The sequence below is a fragment of the Sporomusa aerivorans genome, assembly GCF_041428895.1.
Classification (GTDB): domain Bacteria; phylum Bacillota; class Negativicutes; order Sporomusales; family Sporomusaceae; genus Sporomusa; species Sporomusa aerivorans.
Genome location: NZ_CP156926.1, coordinates 1,706,342 through 1,725,314 on the forward strand (window position 1 = coordinate 1,706,342; position 18,973 = coordinate 1,725,314).

17 protein-coding genes and 1 riboswitch are annotated in these 18,973 nt (G+C 47.1%); of the genes, 11 read left to right on the forward strand and 6 right to left on the reverse strand.

All coding sequences use genetic code 11. The features are described from left to right. Positions 1-57: 57 nt before the first annotated feature. Positions 58-1,239 (reverse strand): MalY/PatB family protein, encoded by a 1,182-nt coding sequence (locus SATMO3_RS07695; RefSeq protein ID WP_371379773.1) that lies wholly within the window; start codon positions 1,237-1,239, stop codon positions 58-60. A 374-nt stretch (positions 1,240-1,613) separates the two neighbouring features. On the opposite strand from SATMO3_RS07695, the gene nifH reads away from it, so the two are divergent. The 6 genes from nifH to SATMO3_RS07725 all read left to right on the forward strand — a co-directional run bounded on the left by nifH (position 1,614) and on the right by SATMO3_RS07725 (position 7,846). Next, positions 1,614-2,489, forward strand: a complete 876-nt coding sequence (nifH, locus tag SATMO3_RS07700; protein ID WP_371379775.1) for a nitrogenase iron protein — start codon at positions 1,614-1,616, stop codon at positions 2,487-2,489. 158 nt (positions 2,490-2,647) lie between these two features. Continuing rightward, positions 2,648-3,937, forward strand: coding sequence for a nitrogenase cofactor biosynthesis protein NifB (gene nifB, locus SATMO3_RS07705; RefSeq protein ID WP_371379777.1), 1,290 nt, complete (start codon positions 2,648-2,650; stop codon positions 3,935-3,937). A 652-nt stretch (positions 3,938-4,589) separates the two neighbouring features. Continuing rightward, positions 4,590-5,519, forward strand: coding sequence for a cysteine synthase A (gene cysK, locus SATMO3_RS07710; RefSeq protein ID WP_371379779.1), 930 nt, complete (start codon positions 4,590-4,592; stop codon positions 5,517-5,519). Between the two features lie 203 nt (positions 5,520-5,722). Then, a complete protein-coding gene (locus SATMO3_RS07715; RefSeq protein ID WP_371379781.1) occupies positions 5,723-6,604 on the forward strand; it encodes an ABC transporter ATP-binding protein in 882 nt (293 codons plus the stop codon). A gap of 262 nt (positions 6,605-6,866) precedes the next feature. After that, positions 6,867-7,220, forward strand: coding sequence for a DUF2292 domain-containing protein (locus SATMO3_RS07720; RefSeq protein ID WP_371379782.1), 354 nt, complete (start codon positions 6,867-6,869; stop codon positions 7,218-7,220). A 26-nt stretch (positions 7,221-7,246) separates the two neighbouring features. After that, the gene (locus SATMO3_RS07725) at positions 7,247-7,846 is read left to right on the forward strand and encodes a TatD family nuclease-associated radical SAM protein (protein WP_371379784.1); all 600 of its coding nucleotides are present in this window, start codon (positions 7,247-7,249) and stop codon (positions 7,844-7,846) included. A 172-nt stretch (positions 7,847-8,018) separates the two neighbouring features. Here the strand turns inward: SATMO3_RS07725 and SATMO3_RS07730 are convergent, their stop codons facing one another. The 4 genes from SATMO3_RS07730 to SATMO3_RS07745 form a co-directional block, all read right to left on the reverse strand. Further along, the gene (locus SATMO3_RS07730; protein WP_371379786.1) at positions 8,019-8,954 is read right to left on the reverse strand and encodes an AEC family transporter; all 936 of its coding nucleotides are present in this window, start codon (positions 8,952-8,954) and stop codon (positions 8,019-8,021) included. 218 nt (positions 8,955-9,172) lie between these two features. Then, positions 9,173-10,549, reverse strand: coding sequence for an SLC13 family permease (locus SATMO3_RS07735; protein ID WP_371379787.1), 1,377 nt, complete (start codon positions 10,547-10,549; stop codon positions 9,173-9,175). A gap of 123 nt (positions 10,550-10,672) precedes the next feature. Then, entirely contained in the window at positions 10,673-10,897 is a 225-nt protein-coding gene (locus SATMO3_RS07740) for a hypothetical protein (RefSeq protein WP_371379789.1), read from the reverse strand. Between the two features lie 415 nt (positions 10,898-11,312). Continuing rightward, positions 11,313-12,452 carry a PLP-dependent aspartate aminotransferase family protein gene (locus SATMO3_RS07745; RefSeq protein WP_371379790.1) on the reverse strand — a complete coding sequence of 380 codons (1,140 nt, stop codon included), beginning with the start codon at positions 12,450-12,452 and terminating at the stop codon, positions 11,313-11,315. Between the two features lie 75 nt (positions 12,453-12,527). Further along, positions 12,528-12,625, reverse strand: a riboswitch (SAM riboswitch). 272 nt (positions 12,626-12,897) lie between these two features. On the opposite strand from SATMO3_RS07745, the gene hydE reads away from it, so the two are divergent. The 4 genes from hydE (at position 12,898) to SATMO3_RS07765 (ending at position 17,574) form a co-directional block, all read left to right on the forward strand. After that, the gene (hydE, locus tag SATMO3_RS07750; RefSeq protein ID WP_371379792.1) at positions 12,898-13,944 is read left to right on the forward strand and encodes a [FeFe] hydrogenase H-cluster radical SAM maturase HydE; all 1,047 of its coding nucleotides are present in this window, start codon (positions 12,898-12,900) and stop codon (positions 13,942-13,944) included. A gap of 26 nt (positions 13,945-13,970) precedes the next feature. Next, positions 13,971-14,336, forward strand: a complete 366-nt coding sequence (locus tag SATMO3_RS07755; RefSeq protein ID WP_371379794.1) for a DUF2292 domain-containing protein — start codon at positions 13,971-13,973, stop codon at positions 14,334-14,336. A gap of 152 nt (positions 14,337-14,488) precedes the next feature. Beyond that, entirely contained in the window at positions 14,489-16,090 is a 1,602-nt protein-coding gene (locus SATMO3_RS07760) for a nitrite/sulfite reductase (RefSeq protein ID WP_371379796.1), read from the forward strand. A 353-nt stretch (positions 16,091-16,443) separates the two neighbouring features. Further along, complete coding sequence (locus SATMO3_RS07765) at positions 16,444-17,574, forward strand: ABC transporter substrate-binding protein (RefSeq protein WP_371381683.1); 1,131 nt, start codon at positions 16,444-16,446, stop codon at positions 17,572-17,574. On the opposite strand, the gene SATMO3_RS07770 is transcribed toward SATMO3_RS07765, so the two are convergent. After that, complete coding sequence (locus SATMO3_RS07770; protein ID WP_371379798.1) at positions 17,564-17,692, reverse strand: hypothetical protein; 129 nt, start codon at positions 17,690-17,692, stop codon at positions 17,564-17,566. The genes SATMO3_RS07765 and SATMO3_RS07770 overlap by 11 nt on opposite strands. Before the next feature lie 95 nt (positions 17,693-17,787). Here SATMO3_RS07770 and cysK (SATMO3_RS07775) point away from each other — a divergent pair, with 95 nt between their 5' ends. Continuing rightward, entirely contained in the window at positions 17,788-18,723 is a 936-nt protein-coding gene (gene cysK, locus SATMO3_RS07775; RefSeq protein ID WP_371379799.1) for a cysteine synthase A, read from the forward strand. Positions 18,724-18,973 lie beyond the last annotated feature (250 nt).

Genomic DNA, 18,973 nt, shown 5'->3' on the forward strand with positions numbered 1-18,973 from the left:
AAAAAAAACGGCAGCAATCCTCATAGTAGAGGTTGCCGCCGTCTTTTTTGCATCTTGTCAGGCCTGGCCCAACTGTTTTACAGCCTGAGAAATCCGTTCCAGCGCCTCCGCTAATATGGAGCGGGGGCAGCCAAAATTCAGGCGCATAAAGCCGATGCCCTGTTTGCCGAAGGTGGCGCCGTCATTTAACCCTACACGGGCTTTTTGGCCAAAAAATTTAACAAGCTCCGGCTGGGAAAGGTTCAAAGCGCGGCAATCAAGCCAGGCTAAATAGGTTCCCTGCGGTTTGGCCACCTTGATCGCGGGGATATTGGCCGTGATATATTCTGTCAGGTACTCGGCATTGCCTTTCAGGTAAGTTAGCAGCTCGTCAAGCCAGGGTCCGCCGTGGCGGTAAGCAGCTTCCAATGCGGTGATGCCAAACACATTGCATTTGTTGATACTGAGCTGTTGGACGGTTTTGGCAAACTGACTGCGCAGTTTCTTATCGGGAATAATCGCGATTGAGGTATACAAACCGGCTGTGTTGAAGGTTTTGCTGGGAGCGGTAAGGGTTATGATCCGGTCTGCGATCCCGCTGTCCAGGGAACCCAGCGGGATGTATTTATGCCCGGCATAAACCAGGTCGCCATGGATTTCATCTGACAGTATTAATACATTGTTCTCCCGGCAAATTTCTGCTAGTTTGGCTAATTCGGCCCGGGTCCAAACCCGGCCGACCGGATTATGCGGATTACATAAAATCAGCAGCTTGGCCTCGGCTGCCTTGGCGGCCAGATCGGTGAAATCCATACGGTATTCGCCGTCTTCATAGAGTAACGGATTTTCCAGCACAATGCGGTTTGAATTTGCGACGCTGGAAAAGAACGGCGGATAAACCGGCGGCTGGATAATAATTTTATCATTTGGTTCGCTAAAAGTTTGTACTGCCAGCGTGATGGCGGCTACTACGCCCGGGGTACTTACCATCCATTCGGGTTTGGTTTGCCAGTTATGCCGGCTCTGGAGCCAGTCCGATACGGCGTACCAGGCATAGGCGCGGGGGGAAGGATAACCAAAAACTCCATGGCGGACCCGTTCGGCCAGGGCCTCGTTTACCGCCGGCGGTGAAGAAAAATCCATATCGGCAACCCAGAGGGGCAGAACATCTTCTGCGCCAAAAAGTGTATCGGCATCGTCCCATTTGGTACTGCCGCTCAGTTTGCGCGTAATTACGGCGTCAAATTTGTCATAACTCATGGTATCACCCTGTTTTCACAAATTTTAGCGACTGACATGAGGTGCACTATTATGGAGAGCGGATATGAGAAAAGGCTAAAGTTGTCTGCTTTAGACAATACTTTAGCCTTCAGGCACTCTGATCAGCCGATATAATAATATATATATTAAGGCTACCATTCACGGTTCTCATTGTCAAGAAACGATTTCAAAAAAACATTGTTAAAGCATCTTGTATTTTCAGAATGTGTTAAGTATAATAAATAACAAGCTAATTTCCAAAAACTATAATGAGACTGATTGGTGGAGCAAACCAAAGGTCAGAATGGCACTTCTTCGTAGAAGTGTTGTTCTGACCTTTTTGTTTCTCCGGCAATCTTAGAGAGGGGTAACACATGAGCAAGAAGATTAAACAGATCGCAATCTACGGTAAAGGCGGAATTGGCAAGTCAACCACAACTTCCAACATCAGTGCGGCATTGTCAAAATTAGGGTATAAAGTGATGCAGTTTGGCTGCGATCCCAAAGCTGATTCTACCAACACACTGCGTGGCGGCACCTACATTCCCACTGTGCTTGATACTTTGCGCGAGAAAAACAAAGTACAGGCCGAAGATGTAATTTATAAAGGGTTTAACGGCGTATATTGCGTTGAAGCAGGCGGTCCGGCTCCGGGTGTTGGTTGCGCCGGGCGGGGAATTATCACCGCCGTGCAACTCTTAAAACAATTGAAAGTGTATGAAGAACTGGATTTAGATGTAGTCATTTATGATGTATTAGGCGATGTTGTCTGCGGCGGTTTTGCCGTACCCATCCGCGAAGGCATTGCCGAGCACGTTTTCACGGTATCCTCCGCCGATTTTATGGCTATCTATGCGGCCAACAACCTGTTTAAAGGCATCAAAAAATACTCCAATGCCGGGGGCGCACTCTTAGGCGGACTGATTGCCAATTCCATCAATGCCCCTTATTCCCGGGAAATTGTCGACGATTTTGTCGCCCGGACCCAGACTCAGGTGGTCGAATATATTCCGCGCTCGGTAACCGTAACGCAAGCCGAATTGCAGGGTAAAACAACCATAGAGGCTTCGCCTGATTCCGCGCAGGCCAAAATCTACAGCCAGCTGGCCAAGAAAGTAGTAGAAACAACAAAATCCAAAGTGCCGTCGCCGCTGGAAACTGCCGAACTGCGCGAGTGGGCCGCCAAATGGGCCGATCAGCTGTTAGCCATTGAAACAGGCGAAGTTCGCAGCGTTGCCGCCGGCATTTAATGCCGGCTGGATCCTGAGACTAACCCGCTCTAAGACTCTCATCTTCTACAGGTGGGAGTTAGAGCGGCTAAGCCCCTGGATGAGGGCGACTAATCTTCAGATGGGGTAAAAAGCCCATCTGAAGATTAGTCTACTTTATGAAAAGAGAGGTGAACAATATGAGCGATGTATGCGCTGGTTCACTATGTGCCGCTATGCAGGAAAAAACCAGCAGGCATCCCTGCTACGCAGCCGATGCGCAGCATAAATATGCGCGGATACACTTGCCGGTTGCTCCCCGCTGCAATATTCAATGCAATTACTGCAACCGGAAATTCGATTGTGTGAACGAGAGCCGTCCGGGCGTCACCAGCGAAGTATTGACACCTGAACTTGCTAAAGATAAGTTTATCTGGGTTAAAGAAAAAATTGAAAACCTGAGCGTAGTGGGGATTGCGGGCCCGGGCGACGCCCTGGCGGACTGGCCGCTTACTAAAGCGACTATTGAAGCCATTCAGGCAGTTGATTCAGATATTATCTTCTGCCTGTCGACTAATGGGTTGTTGCTGCCGGATTATGCGCCGGACATTGTGGCGCTGGGCCTTCGCCATGTTACGGTAACTGTGAATACGCTGGATGCAAAGATCGGGGCCAAAATCTATAAGTTTGTGTCTTACCGGGGGCAGACGTATGTAGGTGTTGCTGCAGCCAATCTTTTACTCGCTAACCAGCTGGAGGGGATTGAATACCTGGTAAAACACGGTGTCCTGGTAAAAATCAATATTGTTATGATCAAAGGCCTCAATGCTGACGGGATTCCGGCGGTCGTCAAGAAGGTAAAAGAACTGGGGGTTTTTGTAACCAACATTATGCCGCTTATTCCCGCACCGGGCAGCGCTTTTGAGCAGCGGCCCCAGACCAGCATGAAAGAGCTTAATGCCTTACGCAATATCTGCGAGCTTGATATTCGCCAGATGCGGCACTGCCAGCAGTGCCGGGCCGATGCTGTCGGCCTCCTCAAGGAAGACCGGTCGCAGGAGTTCCGCATGTGTAACAGCGTGCCGGCTTGCGCCGCGACAAAATCCCTGACGCCAAGGATTTACCGGATTGCCGTGACAACCAAACACGGCAATCTGGTTGACCAGCATTTTGGTCACGCCAGCCAGTTTCACATTTATCAGGGAGCTGGACGGGAATTTCAACTGTTTGAGACCCGGCAGGTGGAGCAGTATTGCACCGGGATGGCCGAATGTGATGGAGAGACAGAACAGCGGCGGGATAAAATCGTGGAAACACTACAAGATTGTGACGCGATACTGACAATGAGGATTGGCTATCATGCCAAAGAGGTTTTCCGCGCGAGCGGGATCCATATCGAGGAATATTGTGATACGGTAGAAAGCGGCCTGCAATATGCAGCCGGTAAAGTTGCTGAGTTACCCCTTAGACCGGCCAGCGGGTATAAATAAAACAACCCTGAGTCCGGCAGGAAACTTTCTGGCGGAATTCAGGGTGGGAGTTTGGAGGCGCAACAATTAATTACCAGTGAACACCTGGCTGGCTAAAAGCTAGAGGCTGTTTTCCAAGTCATTTGGAATACAGCCTTTTTATTATATATAAAGACAAATTCTAATATCTACCAGCTGACGATTCTGCCGTACAGCCCTGGCAGCCGGATTCTAAGCTGCATTTTGTAAACAATAAAATGCAGCTTAGAACCAAAAGCCTATTGACAAATGCTCAACAGGAAGTATAATAAAAGATATTATATAGCTGTTGGCTGATCAGAAGGACTGAAGGCTAAGGTATTATCCGTAAGGATGGACCTTGGCCTTTTTATTTTGCTCTACCAGAATTTATAACTAGATTGTGTGGACGTAAGAACGACTAAGGTTTTTGCCGGCGTCCTGAGGGACTTGTCACAAACCAAGTCCTAGCTTATCATTATTGCCGGATCGTCTTTCGGCGGCTGACAGGGCGCGAACCTAATAGGAGAATTTGACTGATCAGTAAAACATGCTGAAGGCAAAGATGTTCTAAAAAAGAATAAATCTTTGCCTTTTTGTTATAGCATTTTTAAATGCTTTTCCGAAAAAACTCATGGAGAGGGAGATGGATGTCATGTCTAAAATTGCTGGTAGTATCACTGCTCTGATAGGCGGTACGCCACTAATACGGCTAAACAAGCTGACAGCAGGCGTTAAAGCCGAAGTGGTAGCCAAACTGGAGTCTTTCAATCCTGGCGGCAGTATTAAAGATCGCATTGGCTTCAGTATGATTAAAGACGCCGAAGAAAAAGGACTTATTAATGAAAATACTGTAATTATTGAACCCACCAGCGGTAATACCGGCATTGCCTTGGCTTTTATCGCCGCCGCCAAAGGGTATCGCCTGATCCTGACTATGCCGGAGACTATGAGTGTGGAGCGGCGCAGCCTCTTAAAGGCCTATGGGGCGGAATTGGTTTTGACTCCCGGTGCGGCCGGTATGAAGGGGGCGGTATTGAAAGCTGAAGAGCTGGCGGCTGTTACGCCAAATTCTTTTATTCCGCAACAGTTTAACAACCCGGCCAATCCGGCTATTCACCGGGCCATTACCGCCGAAGAAATATGGCAGGATACTGACGGCAAGGTTGATATTATTGTCGGCGGTGTCGGCACAGGCGGGACGATTACCGGTGTGGGTGAAGTGCTTAAAACACGCAACCCCCGCGTAAAAGTCGTGGCTGTAGAACCGTTTAATTCACCGGTACTGTCGGGCGGGCAGCCGGGTCCCCATAAGATTCAGGGGATTGGCGCCGGTTTTGTTCCTAATGTGCTGAACTTGGATGTGGTTGATGAAATCTATAAAGTCCAGAATGAGGAAGCGCTTACGACTGCCAGGCGCTTGGCCAAGGAAGAAGGCGTCCTGGCAGGCATTTCTTCGGGTGCTGCGGCGTTTGCTGCTATTGAGATTGCCAAACGCCCGGAAAGTCAGGGCAAGCTGATCGTGGTGATTCTGCCGGACACCGGGGAACGGTATCTTAGCACCGTTCTTTTCGCGGAAAACTAAACAGGTTCTTACGAATACACTCGCTGACAATCTTTATCCGACTAACCTGCTCTAAGACGCTCCCTTTTACAAGCGGGAGCTATACCCTACCGGCACTGGCGAGCGGTTAAGTCCCTGGATAAGAGCAACTTAGCTTCTGCTGGGGTTAACTCCACCTGAAGCTAGGTCTGCTTTATGGATACTATATAAGGGAGGAAACTTTTATGTCGAGTAAGCAAGAGGTGGCAACGGCAGTTGACAAAGATGACAAAATCATTGCCCGCAATATACGGCGTGTATACCAGATAAAGCGGCAGCCGAACGAAGAGGCTACCGAATTTGAAGCCATTAAACATTTGGATCTTACTGTTAAACAAGGGGAATTTTTGGCCATTGTCGGACCGAGCGGCTGCGGTAAGTCAACTTTTCTGGACATGATTGCCGGGTTGGCCCAACCTAGCTCCGGCGAAATATTTATGGACGGAAAGCTCATCACCGGCCCGGCATTGGATAGAGGCATTGTCATGCAGGGTTATGCGCTGTTTCCCTGGCGAACAGTAAGAAAGAACGTAGAGTTTGGGTTGGAAATAAAAAAAGTCCCGCAAAAAGACCGCAAAGAAATCAGTCAGCAGTATATAGAACTGGTTGGCCTGAAAAACTTTGAGGACCGTTATCCGCATGAGCTGTCAGGCGGGATGAAACAGCGGGTGGCCATCGCCAGAGCCCTGGCGTACGATCCGGAAGTTTTGCTTATGGATGAACCGTTTGCGGCTGTTGATGCCCAGACCAGAGAAGTCCTACAGGAAGAACTGCTTCGGATCTGGGAAAAAACGAAAAAGACAATTGTCTTTGTAACCCATGGTATTGATGAAGCCGTGTTTCTGGCCGACCGGGTTGCCGTAATGACCGCGCACCCCGGAACCATTAAAGAAATTGTCACAATCAATTTGCCCAGACCGCGAGACGGCATTCGCTCGTCAGCCGACTTTGGCTGGGTCCGGCACAAAATCTGGGAACTGCTGCAAAATGAACATTTTTCAGCAACAAAGAAAAAATCGCCGGAACAGAATGTGGCTGAGGCTATATCTTCGTCCGCCGCTTTATAATGTAATTTTTAGTGTGAAGAACAATTTAACAATCGCATTAGCTGATCAGACATACTGAAGGCTAAGGGACTTCTTAACGTTATCAGCGACCTTTCCCTTGCTGATAACCAAAGAGTGACTAAGGCGGGGGCCGTGTCCTAAGGACTTGGCCTAAGCAAGTCTTCTCTTTAGCATGAGTCCCTTAGCCTTTGGTATTTTGTTTTTTGCATTGCATCTTGTTAGCTGATGAGTAGTATTAACTAAAGATTCGGAGGTGTAATGTGTGGAAAAGGTAAGCCCCAAAAAGCTCTTGTCGGCACAGATCATAGATTTGATCCGGTACTCTCTTCATACTATGCAATACGGTTACCTGGTTTTGACAGTGCAGGACGGATGTGTGATAAAGATGGAGAGAACGGAAAAATTCATTTTTTCCTCAAAGAACAAAACAGGCTATATAGTGCGGGATGTCCCGGCAGGTCAGCATGCGTTCCAGTCCAGGATTTTGGCTCAATTGCAGGGCTTGATGTACGGGCAGTTGATTATCCGGATTGAAGATGGTAAAGTTGAACAAATAGAAAAAACGGAGAAAAGACGGATTAATGAGCAGGAAGGCATACTTGGCGACGGTATATAGGTTCGCTGGCTGAGGGGAGAATTACTATGACGATCACATACGAGCTGGGAAATGCATTATATATAAATATTACCAATCGTTGTAGCAATCGATGTTCTTTTTGTGTAAGGAATAACTCCCAGGGTGTTGCGGCAGGCATTCAGTTATGGCTGGAACGGGAGCCTGCCGTCGCGGAGGTGCTTGCTGACATCCGCAAACGGGATATAAATCAGTATAAAGAGTTTGTTTTCTGCGGCTATGGGGAACCCATGATGCGTGCGTTTGATGTACTGGAAATAAGCCGGCAGCTTAAGGACGAATTTGACAAACCCGTTCGCATCAATACCAATGGCCATGCCAATCTAATCTGCGGACAGGATATTACCCCGCGTCTGGCCGGCTTGATAGACGCGGTTTCTATAAGCATGAACGCCAAGAACAGCCAGGAGTATCAACAGTTATGCCTGCCGGATTATGATGAAGCAGCCTATCCGGCGCTGCTTGATTTTGCCGGAAAATGCAGACAGTATGTCCCTGAGGTGACGTTGTCGGTAGTGGATGTGATGCCGCCGGCAGATATTGCGGCCTGCCGGGCGATTGCAGAAGAGATCGGGGTTAATTTCCGGGTGCGGCAGTTTCAGACATGATTCGAGTTTTTTGGTAATACAAAACCACTAAAACTATGTGTTTTAGTGGTTTTTCACGTCAAAGGAGAGAAGATAAAATAAATACTTTGTTATAGAATGGATAATCCCTCAATTTATGTTATAGAAGGCATAATCCTGTCAAGTCAGTTAGCTGAACTCCCGTTATTTACTGCTATAAAATGACCATGTAAAGCGGAATCACTGCCATGGATAACAAAATTGTCGCCGAGGTTAATACAGCGGCATATCTGGCATCAGCCCCATAGGCGGCAGCCATAATCGAGAGGTTAGTCATGATCGGCATCGCAGCCTGAATTACAAAAACTTTTTTCATTAGCACCGGCAAAGGAAATATCAGCGCCAGCAAAAAAACGATAGCTGGACCGATGGCAAAGCGGCTGATAAACATAGCCAGCATATCTTTGCTTAGTTTCAGTTCCTTAATGTCAGCATCGTGAATAGCTACCCCAATAAAAAGCATTGCCAAAGGGGTTGTCATATTGCCTAAATACTTGCAGGTGTCTAATAGAAAAGGCGGCAATTTGGTATTTGTTAAAACCAGAAATAAGCCAGCAAGACAAGCGAGCATAGGGGGCGAAAAAAAACTTTTCAATGTATCCAGGCTTAAAAATTTATGTCTGGGACCACTCCCGTCTGTACTTATATAATAAGTTCCCAGCGTCCAGAAAGTGCAGGTGTTGGCAATATAAAACAACAGCGCATAAGGCAGGCTTTCAGGACCAAATAACGCCAGATTGACCGGCAAACCCACAAAAATCGTATTAACGCCGAAAGATCCGGCAATAAATACCCCTTGCTTGTTTTTAGGTATCCTTATCAATTTGGCAAGCAAAATTCCAATTACACAGCTCCCTAATATCGTTACCAGAGGCACGCCAAGGCCATAGCTCAAGCCCAGGAGATTTTCCCTGTTGAAGCTGCTTGTCAGGTTCCAAATCATCAATCCCGGTAAAGAAATCCGCGTCACCAAACGGGCTATTAGGCGAGAGTTTTCAGGGTTAAACCAGCCTTTTTCCGCTAACAAATATCCCACCGTAATCATAATGACAATACTTAGGTTTTCTTGTATTGCTTCAAAAAAAATCATAATATCTACACCTACAATTTAAGGAATAAAATCCATTAATTTATTAGTTTTTTTAAAAAAAAGAAGTATGAACAGATAGTATTTATATCTGTTCATATCCTCTGGATAGACCTAACCACGCAAGGAACAACAAACAAACCTAAATATACCTGTTACGCTTTAATAGGAAAATTGCCCATTGATATCAGGGGTGCGCTATATATGCTAAGAGAGAGAAACTAAAGACCCAGGATGCCGAAGAATATATAGCATAGAACGGCGCCAACTACTGACATCGAAAAACCCCAAATTATCAACTGCCGGAATAATTTCCCTTTGTCTTCATGTTCACCCGCGCAAGCAATACAAATTGCGCCGAATAGAGAAAGCGGCGAAGTATCAACCATATGCGAACCAACATTAATGGAGGAAATCATAGATATCGCATTACCGCCGCCTAATTGTTCAATCAAGCCAGGAACCAGAGGGAGAAACATCGGCATTACCACTCCGGAAGAACTTGAGTAAGCAGATATAATGCCGGATGCAAAAGCCAATACACCATTGATACTAACCGGATTGGATACTGCTGCAATCATTCCTACGAGAGCATTTAGGCCGCCCGCTTTATCCATTACATCAATTAAAATTCCCATACCGCCTACCATGATAATTACAGACCAGGGCATTGATTTAACAGCGGATTTACTATCGCCAGCATTACAGACTAAAAGAATACAAGAAAGCAGGAATGCCACAGCGCCTACATTAGTTACCTTGCCGGTACCGATAAGATTCATCATAGTTGGCGAGAACCAGCTTTTCGTTGCAGACAGACTGGGTAAAATAACTAATAGCACCAATACACAAATAGAAGCAAGCGTCAACCATTGTTTTTTATCAAAGGGATCTGGTTTCGGCGCAATGTCATCTATGCTTAAGTTGGAATTGCGCTGTTGCCGTATCCATGCCCAGCCGCCAAGCGCGAGAAACCCGCCGACATTACCAACAACCTGGGTAATTTCGGAATTCAGGTGGATTTTCCAGGCTAACATATTTATGTCGCCCAGATGCTGACCAAGAGCTTCCAGTTGTGGCGCCATCTTGGTAAGGATAGAAGTTGAGATGATTCCGGTTGGCGCAATTGGAGAAAAAGCAGCGCCATTAGCAGCGCCGACAACAAGCAGTGTCATTAAAAACGCGCTCATGCCAATACGGCCGGCTATAGACATAACTACCGGGGCCATTAGACTTACAGTGGCAATATTACCAGGACCGATCGTCGTAATAATAGTAATTAGCAAGAAAATAATTAAAGGAATTAACGCAGTATTCCCTTTTGCTAAACGGATAGCATTAGCCGTAAGCTTATCCATTGTGCCGTTGGTTGTCGCAATGCCAAACAGGAATGTTACACCTGTTAAAATCATAAACAAGTCCAGCGGCCATGCTTGCATAATCTTGACAGCAGAAAGGTTAGCATAAGCAGCTCCTATAACAATAGCAAAGCCAATAGCCACGATACCCACATTGAGTTCTTCATCATACATTGATAAACCAACTACAATAATGACACCAAGCAGTGAAGCGATGGCGGCAGCAGACATTTCAAGCATAACTTCCTTCCTCCCGGTTTTAAAATTATACTTCAGCATTATCTGAGAAGCTTTTTTAAGTTTTTATTGGCAGCTATAACTTCTCCAGTGAAATTTAAGGTCAAGCTAAATGTCGATGACCATTCAACCCAAAAGCGATTTTCTTATTTCTTTCACAAATTTAGCATTAAATTTTCCGCAATTTAAAGAGTCGTTAATGCCAAGCGGGGCAGGCTGACTCAGTAATTCTTCCGCTCTTTTCGTCGCTGCAGCAAATTTAGCCTGATGCAAATTAAAATTTCTGCTTAGTTTGTTCTGGTTTGACAAAGTAAGCTCCATTGGCTTTCTGCTGGCCACATGCTTTTTCATAGTTCTTCCCCCCTTCGCATATCATTAAAATTATCTATCGACCTTTGATCATATTATAATTAAAAGATATATAAATTAAAAATATGCATTTTAAATATTTTTATAGATAATTTTTATATAATACAATATTTGCTATTAATTATGTCGATTCGTTTTACCTTGGCTAGCCCGATCATGCCGTTGCCCGGCAGAACAATAGTGGCCGTATTGAAACGTTACGTTTCAATACGGCCACTATATTACTAGTAAGATCTTTTATCCGACGATCAACCTGCTCTAAGACTCCTGCTTTTACAAGTGGGAGTTATACCTCTAACGGGCACAGGCGAACGGCTAAGTCACTGGATAGGCGAGTAACCTTCAGATGGGGCTTTAACCTCATCTGAAGGTTACTCTGTTTTATTATTGCCTATTACTATTCCAACGCCTGCGCCAGATCGGCAATGAGGTCCTCTACATCCTCAATGCCGACCGAGAATCGCAGCAGACAGTCGGTAATGCCAAGACGGTTGCGGATGTCGGCCGGGATATCGGCATGGGTTTGTACGGCCGGAAAAGTTATTAATGACTCAACGCCGCCCAGGCTTTCGGCGAATTGCAGAACCTTTACCTTGCGCAATATCTGCTCTGGCAGACGGGGATGATCTACAGTAAAAGACAGCATGCCGCCGTAGCCTGAGGCCTGGCTTTCCTGAATTTCTTTGCCGGGATGACCGGGAAGACCGGGGTAATACACTGCGGTGACGCTGGGATGCGTTGTAAGCCACTTGGCAATGGCCAGGGCGTTCTGTTCGTGCTGGCGCAGGCGAATGGCCAAAGTTTTCATGCCGCGCAGCAGCAGCCAGCTGTCCTGCGGCCCTAAAATTGCGCCGGCAGCGTTTTGGACAAAGCCAATCTGTTCACAGAGGGCGGCGTCTTTGGCCACGGCAATACCGCAGATAACGTCGTTGTGGCCTGCCAGGTATTTTGAACCGCTGTGAAATACGATGTCGGCGCCCAGAAGTAAGGGCTTTTGGAAATAAGGCGATAAAAAGGTGTTATCGACAATGACGTGGACAGGATTCTGGTGCTTACGGGCCAAAGCAACAATAGCTCTGATATCGGCGATTTTCATCAGCGGATTTGTCGGCGTTTCCACCAGGATAGCCTTGGTTGCCGGCTGGAGCGCCTGCCGTACCTGATCAATATTGCTGGTATCGACGAAGCTGGCGCTTAAACCAAGCTGTGCAAATAACTTATCCATAACGCGATAAGTTCCGCCATAACAGTCTTCGGTAATAATCAGATGATCACCAGGGCGATAAAGCATGAGAATGGCTGTGATGGCAGCCATGCCTGAGGAAAAGGCAAACCCGGCATGACCTTCTTCCAGTGCGGCTACCGCTTCTTCTACGGCTTTGCGGGTTGGATTTTGGGTGCGGGAATAATCATAGCCGGTGCTGCGGCCTAGCTCAGGATGGCGGAAGGAGGCTGTCTGGTAAATGGGAGTACTAAGGGCGCCGGTGGTTTTGTCTGTGACTAATCCGGCCTGGACAACTTTGGTTGCAAATCTCATAAATTATCACTCCTGCTTTTATATAAATAATAGAAAACGACTCTTCCGCAAGAAGAGTCGTTTATAAACACGAATAACTCATCTTCCGGATTGCTCCGCTGGAATTAGCACCTTGCATTTCTGCCGGTTGCCGGGTGTCATAGGGCCAGTCCCTCGACCACTCTCGATAAGTTTGATATGCAATTAAGAGATATTGAAATATATTTTGCCATAGACGATAAATTTTGTCAATAGGTATTGTAAAGATTACTTTATAAAGTAGAATTAACCGCTCGCCTGTGCCCGTAGGGGTATAACTCCCGCTTATAGAAGGGGGAGTCTTAGAGCGGGTTAGTCGTCGGATAAAATGTTGGGTACTTTGTATTGACGCCGATGGAAAAAGCATTTATCATGATTTCAAAAGGGCAACCTGTTTTTGAAATTTGGGGGAGAGGCAGTGATCCATATGACTGAACCTAAAAATATTGGGGAATTAATTCAAAAGGCGGAAACAACGCATACGCTTTCCAAAGAAGAAATCGTAGCGTTGCTTATAGATACCCAGTATGAGGAAGAGTTCTTTGCCGCCGCCGACCGGGTGCGGAAAGCCTATGTAGGCGACGAGGTGCATTTGCGGGGGTTAATTGAATTTTCAAATATATGTAAACAGAATTGCCTGTACTGTGGATTAAGACGCGATAATAAAAATGTTAAGCGCTATCGTTTGAAGCCGGATGAAATTGTTGATTTCGCCGCAAAAGCTAAGTCCTACGGATATCGGACGGTAGTATTGCAGTCAGGTGAAGATGACTGTTTCGATACAGAGACTATGGTCTGTCTCATCAGGAAGATCAAGGAGCTTGATTTGGCGATAACGCTGAGTGTCGGCGAAAAGTCGCGGGCAGTATATGAAAAATACCGTGATGCCGGAGCGGACAGATACCTTTTAAGAATTGAAACAACCGATAAAGAGCTATATGAGAAGCTGGATCCGGGAATGAGCTGGGATAACCGGGCGCGATGTCTCAGGGATTTGAAAGAGCTGGGGTTTGAACTCGGCACAGGCAGTATGGTGGGGCTTCCCGGGCAAACCGTGGAGTCCTTGGCTGATGATATATTGTTTTTTAAAGAAATTGATGCCGATATGCTTGGGATTGGGCCGTTTATTCCCAATCCGGATACGCCGCTGGCCGGTGAAAGCGGCGGAACATTTGAAATGAGCACCAAGGTTGTGGCTATGCTCCGGCTGCTGATGCCGGATATCAACATTCCGGCCACAACGGCAATGGAGTCGCTGAATCCCCGTGGGCGGGTACTGGCTCTACAGCGGGGGGCTAATGTGGTTATGCCCAATGTTACTGAAGGTGAATACCGTCAAATGTATCTTCTTTATCCCGGCAAGATTTGCATCAATGATACGCCGGCGCATTGCCGGTCGTGCATTACCGGTAAAATTCAGGGAATTGGCCGCAAGGTGTCGGAAACACATGGTTTCCGGGTTAAACGCGCATAGTTAGAGCCAAATGGGGGAGTAAAAGTATGGCTAAGCAGGATGAGGTAGTTTCAGGCAAGTATTTTTCCGATGCGGCGCTTGAATTGATTGAACAGGCGGTGCGGGATATAAGTTTTGGCTCGCTTACACTGGTAATTCAGGACTCAAAGGTAATTCAACTTGAAAAGCTGGAGAAAATCCGGATTTGCGACCAGCAGGCCAAAGGGTCTGCCAAAGCCGCCGCGAAAGAGCCGGGCGGGACGGGGATACGAACTCGTATTATACAGTCTGTCAGCGGTATGGAGTATGGCAAGGTTGCCATTCAAATACAGGCCGGACAAATTATGCAGGTCGAGAGGACCGAAAAATACCGCGTAGGCAAACTAACGGGCCTTCATGGCGATGGCATATAGTCAACGAATTTTACAATTTCACTTTACAAGCGGCAGAATTTTTGGTAGTGTAATTATGTGCTAATCAGAAAACTGAAGGCCAAAGTTCAATAGGTGAACTTTGGCCTTTTCGTTATTTGAATATAACTAAATTTAAAACGGGAGGAATCATTGTGAAACCAACCTGGGCGGGCGATCTTACTAAATTGAACAAGGTTGAATTGATTAAGCTGGAAAAAGACGGGCTGGATATTGTTGAAGACATTGAGCGTTTTGCAAAACTGGGGTTTGCCTCTGTTGAAGAACGGGACTTTGATTTGCTGAAATGGCTGGGGCTGTACATATCGCGGCCGAAAGAAGAGGGCTATTTTTTACTGAGAGTTAAGGTTCCCGGCGGGGTGCTTACGTCAGCGCAGGCCCGGGTGCTAGGGGGCATCTCCCGGGATTACGGCCGTAATTTACTGGACATTTCCACACGGCACGCTATTCAGTTCCACTGGATACGGGTTGAGTATTTGCCGGACATTTTCGCCAGACTGGAGAAAGTGGGTTTGAGCTGTATTGAGTCGGCAGGCGACTGTCCGCGCACGATTGTGGGCAATCCGGTGGCAGGCTATGATCCGGAAGAAGTGCTTGACGCCGCGACCGTACTGAAAGAAGTATCTGATTTCTTCCATAACAACAGGGACTTCTCCAACCTTCCCCGCAAATATAAAATATCGATTTCCGGCAGTATCCATAATCCGGTTCACGCCGAAATCAACGATTTGTCGTTTACGCCGGCGGAGAAAGAAGTTGACGGGGTAAAAACGCTTGGTTTTAATGTCATGGCAGGCGGCGGCCTTTCCGCCAAACCTTGTCTGGCTCAGCCGCTGGATATTTTCGTCGAGCCAGGACAAGTGCTGGCGGTCGCCAAAGCGGTAGGTGTTATTTTCCGTGATTACGGCTACCGGGAAAAGCGTAATCATGCCCGCCTGAAATTTCTGTTGGCTGACTGGGGTATTGACAAGTTTCAGGAAGAATTGCTGAAAATCACAGGATCGCTGGCCAGCCGGGGCAAGGATCTGGTTGTTGACTGGAATGCCGGCTGCGAATACGGTGTGCGTAAGCAAAAGCAACCAGGACTTAACTATCTGGGAATCTCTGTTCCCCTGGGGCGTTTTTATGCCGAGGAAATGGAGCAGTTGGCTAATCTGGCCGATCAGTACGGCGATGGTTCCCTGCGCACCACTAACTCGCAAAATCTGATATTGCCCAATATTGCCGACACCCAGGTCAAGACTCTATTGGCCGAAAAAGTGCTCGTCCGTCTGACGCCGTTTCCCAAGACTTTCACGGCTCATGCCGTTTGCTGTACCGGCACGCAGTTTTGTCCGCTGGGGGTTGCGGAAACCAAAGAGCGGTCTAAAGCCATTCTCGAATATCTCGATAAAAATGTTGAACTGGATACACCGCTCATTCTTCATATCAGCGGTTGTGTAAATTCCTGCGGCCAACAGCAGATTGCCGATATTGGCCTGCAGGGAGTTATGAAAAAAGTCGGTGACAAAATAACTGAGGCGTTTGAAATTTCCGTCGGTGGGAAACTGGGGCCGCAAGCTTCCTTCGGTACAAAACTTAAAGGCAGTGTAGCTGCCGATGAGGCCGCCCAAGCCATTGAAAAACTTGTGATATTTTATAAAGCCAACCGGGCGGACGGCGAGTCTTTTCACGCCTTTGTCCAGCGGATCGGGGTTGAACCGGTTCAGACAGAACTTAACTGCTTTATTGCCTAGCTTCTTTTTAGGGGGGTACTCTTTCGACAGAAAGAGTACCCCCTTTTTTATCCTGATAGAAAGTATAACTTTCGCCTGGAGAAGGGCAACATCGGCTAACTTTTTGTTTTATCGCGGAAGTGTGAACAAAAAAGACAAATGTCCTTTTTAACGACACAAACAATTAAGTGTTGACATACAAGGTGTAAAAGTGTATAGTTTGTTTTGAGTACAAAATACAAAAACTCCTCTGTGCAAAAACATTTTTTAAAAAGGACTTTTACTTGTTTTGAGTTAGAAGACGTAGCTGCAGAGGAAGGGAAAGGTCAGGGGAAAATATGCGCAAGAAACTATTAGCTGTGGCTATAAGCACAATGCTGATGGCCGGCGCGCTTGCCGGTTGCGGCGGCGGCGCCAAACAGGAAACCAATGATATCAAAATCGGCGGTAACTTTGAGTTGACAGGCGGAGTTGCCAACTATGGCAAACAGGCAGTCAACGGAATTCAATTAGCCATTAAGCAAGCCAATGCCAACGGCGGCGTTCTGGGCAAGCAACTGACGCTGGTCTTGGCAGACAATAAATCGGAGGCAGCCGAAGCCACTAATGCCATCACCAAGCTGATTACGCAGGACAAAGTTGTGGCTGTTCTCGGTCCCGCCACCAGTTCCAATACTTTAGCCGTCGTCCAGGTATCACAGGATAATAAAGTTCCTATTATTACCCCGACAGGCACGAACGAGAAAATTACCGTAGATAACGGTAAAACCAGACCCTTCGCGTTCCGTTCCTGTTTCATTGACCCGCTGCAGGGCACTATTATGGCCAACTTTGCCAGCAACACACTAAAGGCCAAAACAGCAGCTGTGTTTATCGACAGCAGTTCCGACTATTCCAAAGGCCTGGCGCAGTCTTTTGAGACCGTCTTTGCCCAAAATGGCGGTAAAGTGGTAGGTAAAGAAGCATTCCTGCAAAAAGACCAGGACTTCAAATCAACTCTTACTAAGATTAAGGCTATGAATCCGGATGTTGTATTCCTGCCGGCCTACTATGAGGAAGTTGGCAAAATCCTCAAACAGGCCCGGGAAATGGGCATGAACATGCCGTTCCTCGGAACCGACGGCTGGGATGATTCCAAGGTAGTGGAAATTGCCGGCGCTGCGCCGCTTAACAATACATTCTTCAGCAGCCACTATTCTTCGCAGGATACCGATCCCAACGTCGTCAAATTCATTGAGGCCTACAAAAAAGAATATAATCAGGAACCCAGCGTGTTTTCGGCTCTCGGCTATGATGCCGGCTTACTCCTGATTGATGCCATTAAACGGGCCAACAGCACCGATCCTGTAAAGATCCGTGAAGCTCTGGAACAGACCAAGAACCTTCAGTTAAGCACAGGCATAATGACCGTTGACGCCAATCATAATCCTATCAAGAGCGCCGTTGTTATTGAAATGAAAGACGGCAAACAGATGTTCAAGGAAAAAATTACGCCTAAGCTCTAATTTGGCGGGAATTTGTTAAAACAGGGTTGACAGCCCGGCAGGCATATGCTACCATAATTACAAGATAGTTCTTTTGCTGACCGGAAAACCGGAGGCAATCGGTGACTGGTACAGTCACGATTGCCTCCTTTTGTTTTTCGCAGTCATATATTTTACTTTAACGGAAAATAGGTTAGAATAATAATTAACAAAATTTGAGAGGATGATTGTATTATGGCAAAAATCTACGGAAATCTGACTGAACTGATTGGCAATACACCTCTGGTGGAATTGAAAAGCTATAGTGGAAAAAGAGAGGCAATTGGCCATATTATTGCCAAGCTTGAATATTTTAACCCGCTGGGCAGCGTAAAAGACCGTATCGGTTATGCAATGATCAAAGACGCTGAAGATAAGGGCATTATTAATAAAGATACGGTAATCGTTGAACCGACCAGCGGCAATACCGGTGTTGGCCTGGCCTTTGTTGCGGCTGCCCGCGGTTACAAACTGATTCTTACCATGCCTGAGACGATGAGTATTGAACGCCGGAAACTGGTTAAGGCTCTGGGCGCGCAAATTGAGCTTACACCGGGTTCGAAAGGTATGAAAGGCGCTATCGAACGGGCGGAAGAAATTGTGGCGACAACCCCGAACGCATGGATTCCTCAGCAGTTTAAAAATCCGGCCAATCCGGAAATTCACCGGAAAACAACCGCTGAAGAAATCTGGCGGGATACCGACGGCCAGGTTGATATTGTTGTCGGTGGTGTGGGTACCGGCGGTACGATTACCGGTATTGCCGAAGCTCTGAAAAAATATAAGCCTGGTTTAAAAGCCGTAGCTGTTGAACCGGCCGATTCGCCGGTACTGTCGGGCGGCAACCCTGGTCCGCATAAGATTCAGGGAATCGGCGCCGGCTTTGTGCCGGTCGTATTTAACCGCGAAGCTATTGACGAAATTATCACAGTGCAAACTGATGACGCATTCCAGGCTGCCAGAGATGTGGCTGCCACGGAAGGTCTGCTTGTCGGTATTTCCAGTGGCGCAGCACTGTTCGCTGCAACCGAACTGGCCAAACGCCCTGAGAATAAGGGCAAAAGCATTGTGGTTATCTTGCCGGATACCGGTGAGCGGTATTTATCCACTGCTCTCTATGGCGAAGAATAATACGAAGAAGATAAAGAAGGCAGGCATGCTGACACAACGGCATGCCTGCCTTCTTTATATAGGACTTTAGCCAGTGGAGCGCAGGAATTTGGCGCTCGACAATAAATTACCCGCATCAGAGTCTTTAGGCGCTGGCCGGTAACTGTCCTTATAGGGGCGAGCAAACCACCCGGAGGACGGGTGGTTTTGATTTTGTGCTGAAGCAAGTATAAATTTCTTTATTGTCAGGGCAACTTGGGCTTCTATGTAG

What these genes read in the sequence shown, in the direction of transcription:
- nifH (WP_371379775.1), top strand. Translation starts at nt 1,614, where the DNA reads ATGAGCAAGAAGATTAAACAGATCGCAATCTACGGTAAAGGCGGAATT.
- SATMO3_RS07735 (WP_371379787.1), bottom strand. Translation starts at nt 10,549, where the DNA reads ATGCTTGAAATGTCTGCTGCCGCCATCGCTTCACTGCTTGGTGTCATT.
- SATMO3_RS07755 (WP_371379794.1), top strand. Translation starts at nt 13,971, where the DNA reads ATGGCTAAGCAGGATGAGGTAGTTTCAGGCAAGTATTTTTCCGATGCG.
- SATMO3_RS07725 (WP_371379784.1), top strand. Translation starts at nt 7,247, where the DNA reads ATGACGATCACATACGAGCTGGGAAATGCATTATATATAAATATTACC.
- cysK (WP_371379799.1), top strand. Translation starts at nt 17,788, where the DNA reads ATGGCAAAAATCTACGGAAATCTGACTGAACTGATTGGCAATACACCT.
- cysK (WP_371379779.1), top strand. Translation starts at nt 4,590, where the DNA reads ATGTCTAAAATTGCTGGTAGTATCACTGCTCTGATAGGCGGTACGCCA.
- SATMO3_RS07740 (WP_371379789.1), bottom strand. Translation starts at nt 10,897, where the DNA reads ATGAAAAAGCATGTGGCCAGCAGAAAGCCAATGGAGCTTACTTTGTCA.
- SATMO3_RS07695 (WP_371379773.1), bottom strand. Translation starts at nt 1,239, where the DNA reads ATGAGTTATGACAAATTTGACGCCGTAATTACGCGCAAACTGAGCGGC.
- nifB (WP_371379777.1), top strand. Translation starts at nt 2,648, where the DNA reads ATGAGCGATGTATGCGCTGGTTCACTATGTGCCGCTATGCAGGAAAAA.
- SATMO3_RS07730 (WP_371379786.1), bottom strand. Translation starts at nt 8,954, where the DNA reads ATGATTTTTTTTGAAGCAATACAAGAAAACCTAAGTATTGTCATTATG.
- SATMO3_RS07765 (WP_371381683.1), top strand. Translation starts at nt 16,444, where the DNA reads ATGCTGATGGCCGGCGCGCTTGCCGGTTGCGGCGGCGGCGCCAAACAG.
- SATMO3_RS07715 (WP_371379781.1), top strand. Translation starts at nt 5,723, where the DNA reads ATGTCGAGTAAGCAAGAGGTGGCAACGGCAGTTGACAAAGATGACAAA.
- hydE (WP_371379792.1), top strand. Translation starts at nt 12,898, where the DNA reads ATGACTGAACCTAAAAATATTGGGGAATTAATTCAAAAGGCGGAAACA.
- SATMO3_RS07745 (WP_371379790.1), bottom strand. Translation starts at nt 12,452, where the DNA reads ATGAGATTTGCAACCAAAGTTGTCCAGGCCGGATTAGTCACAGACAAA.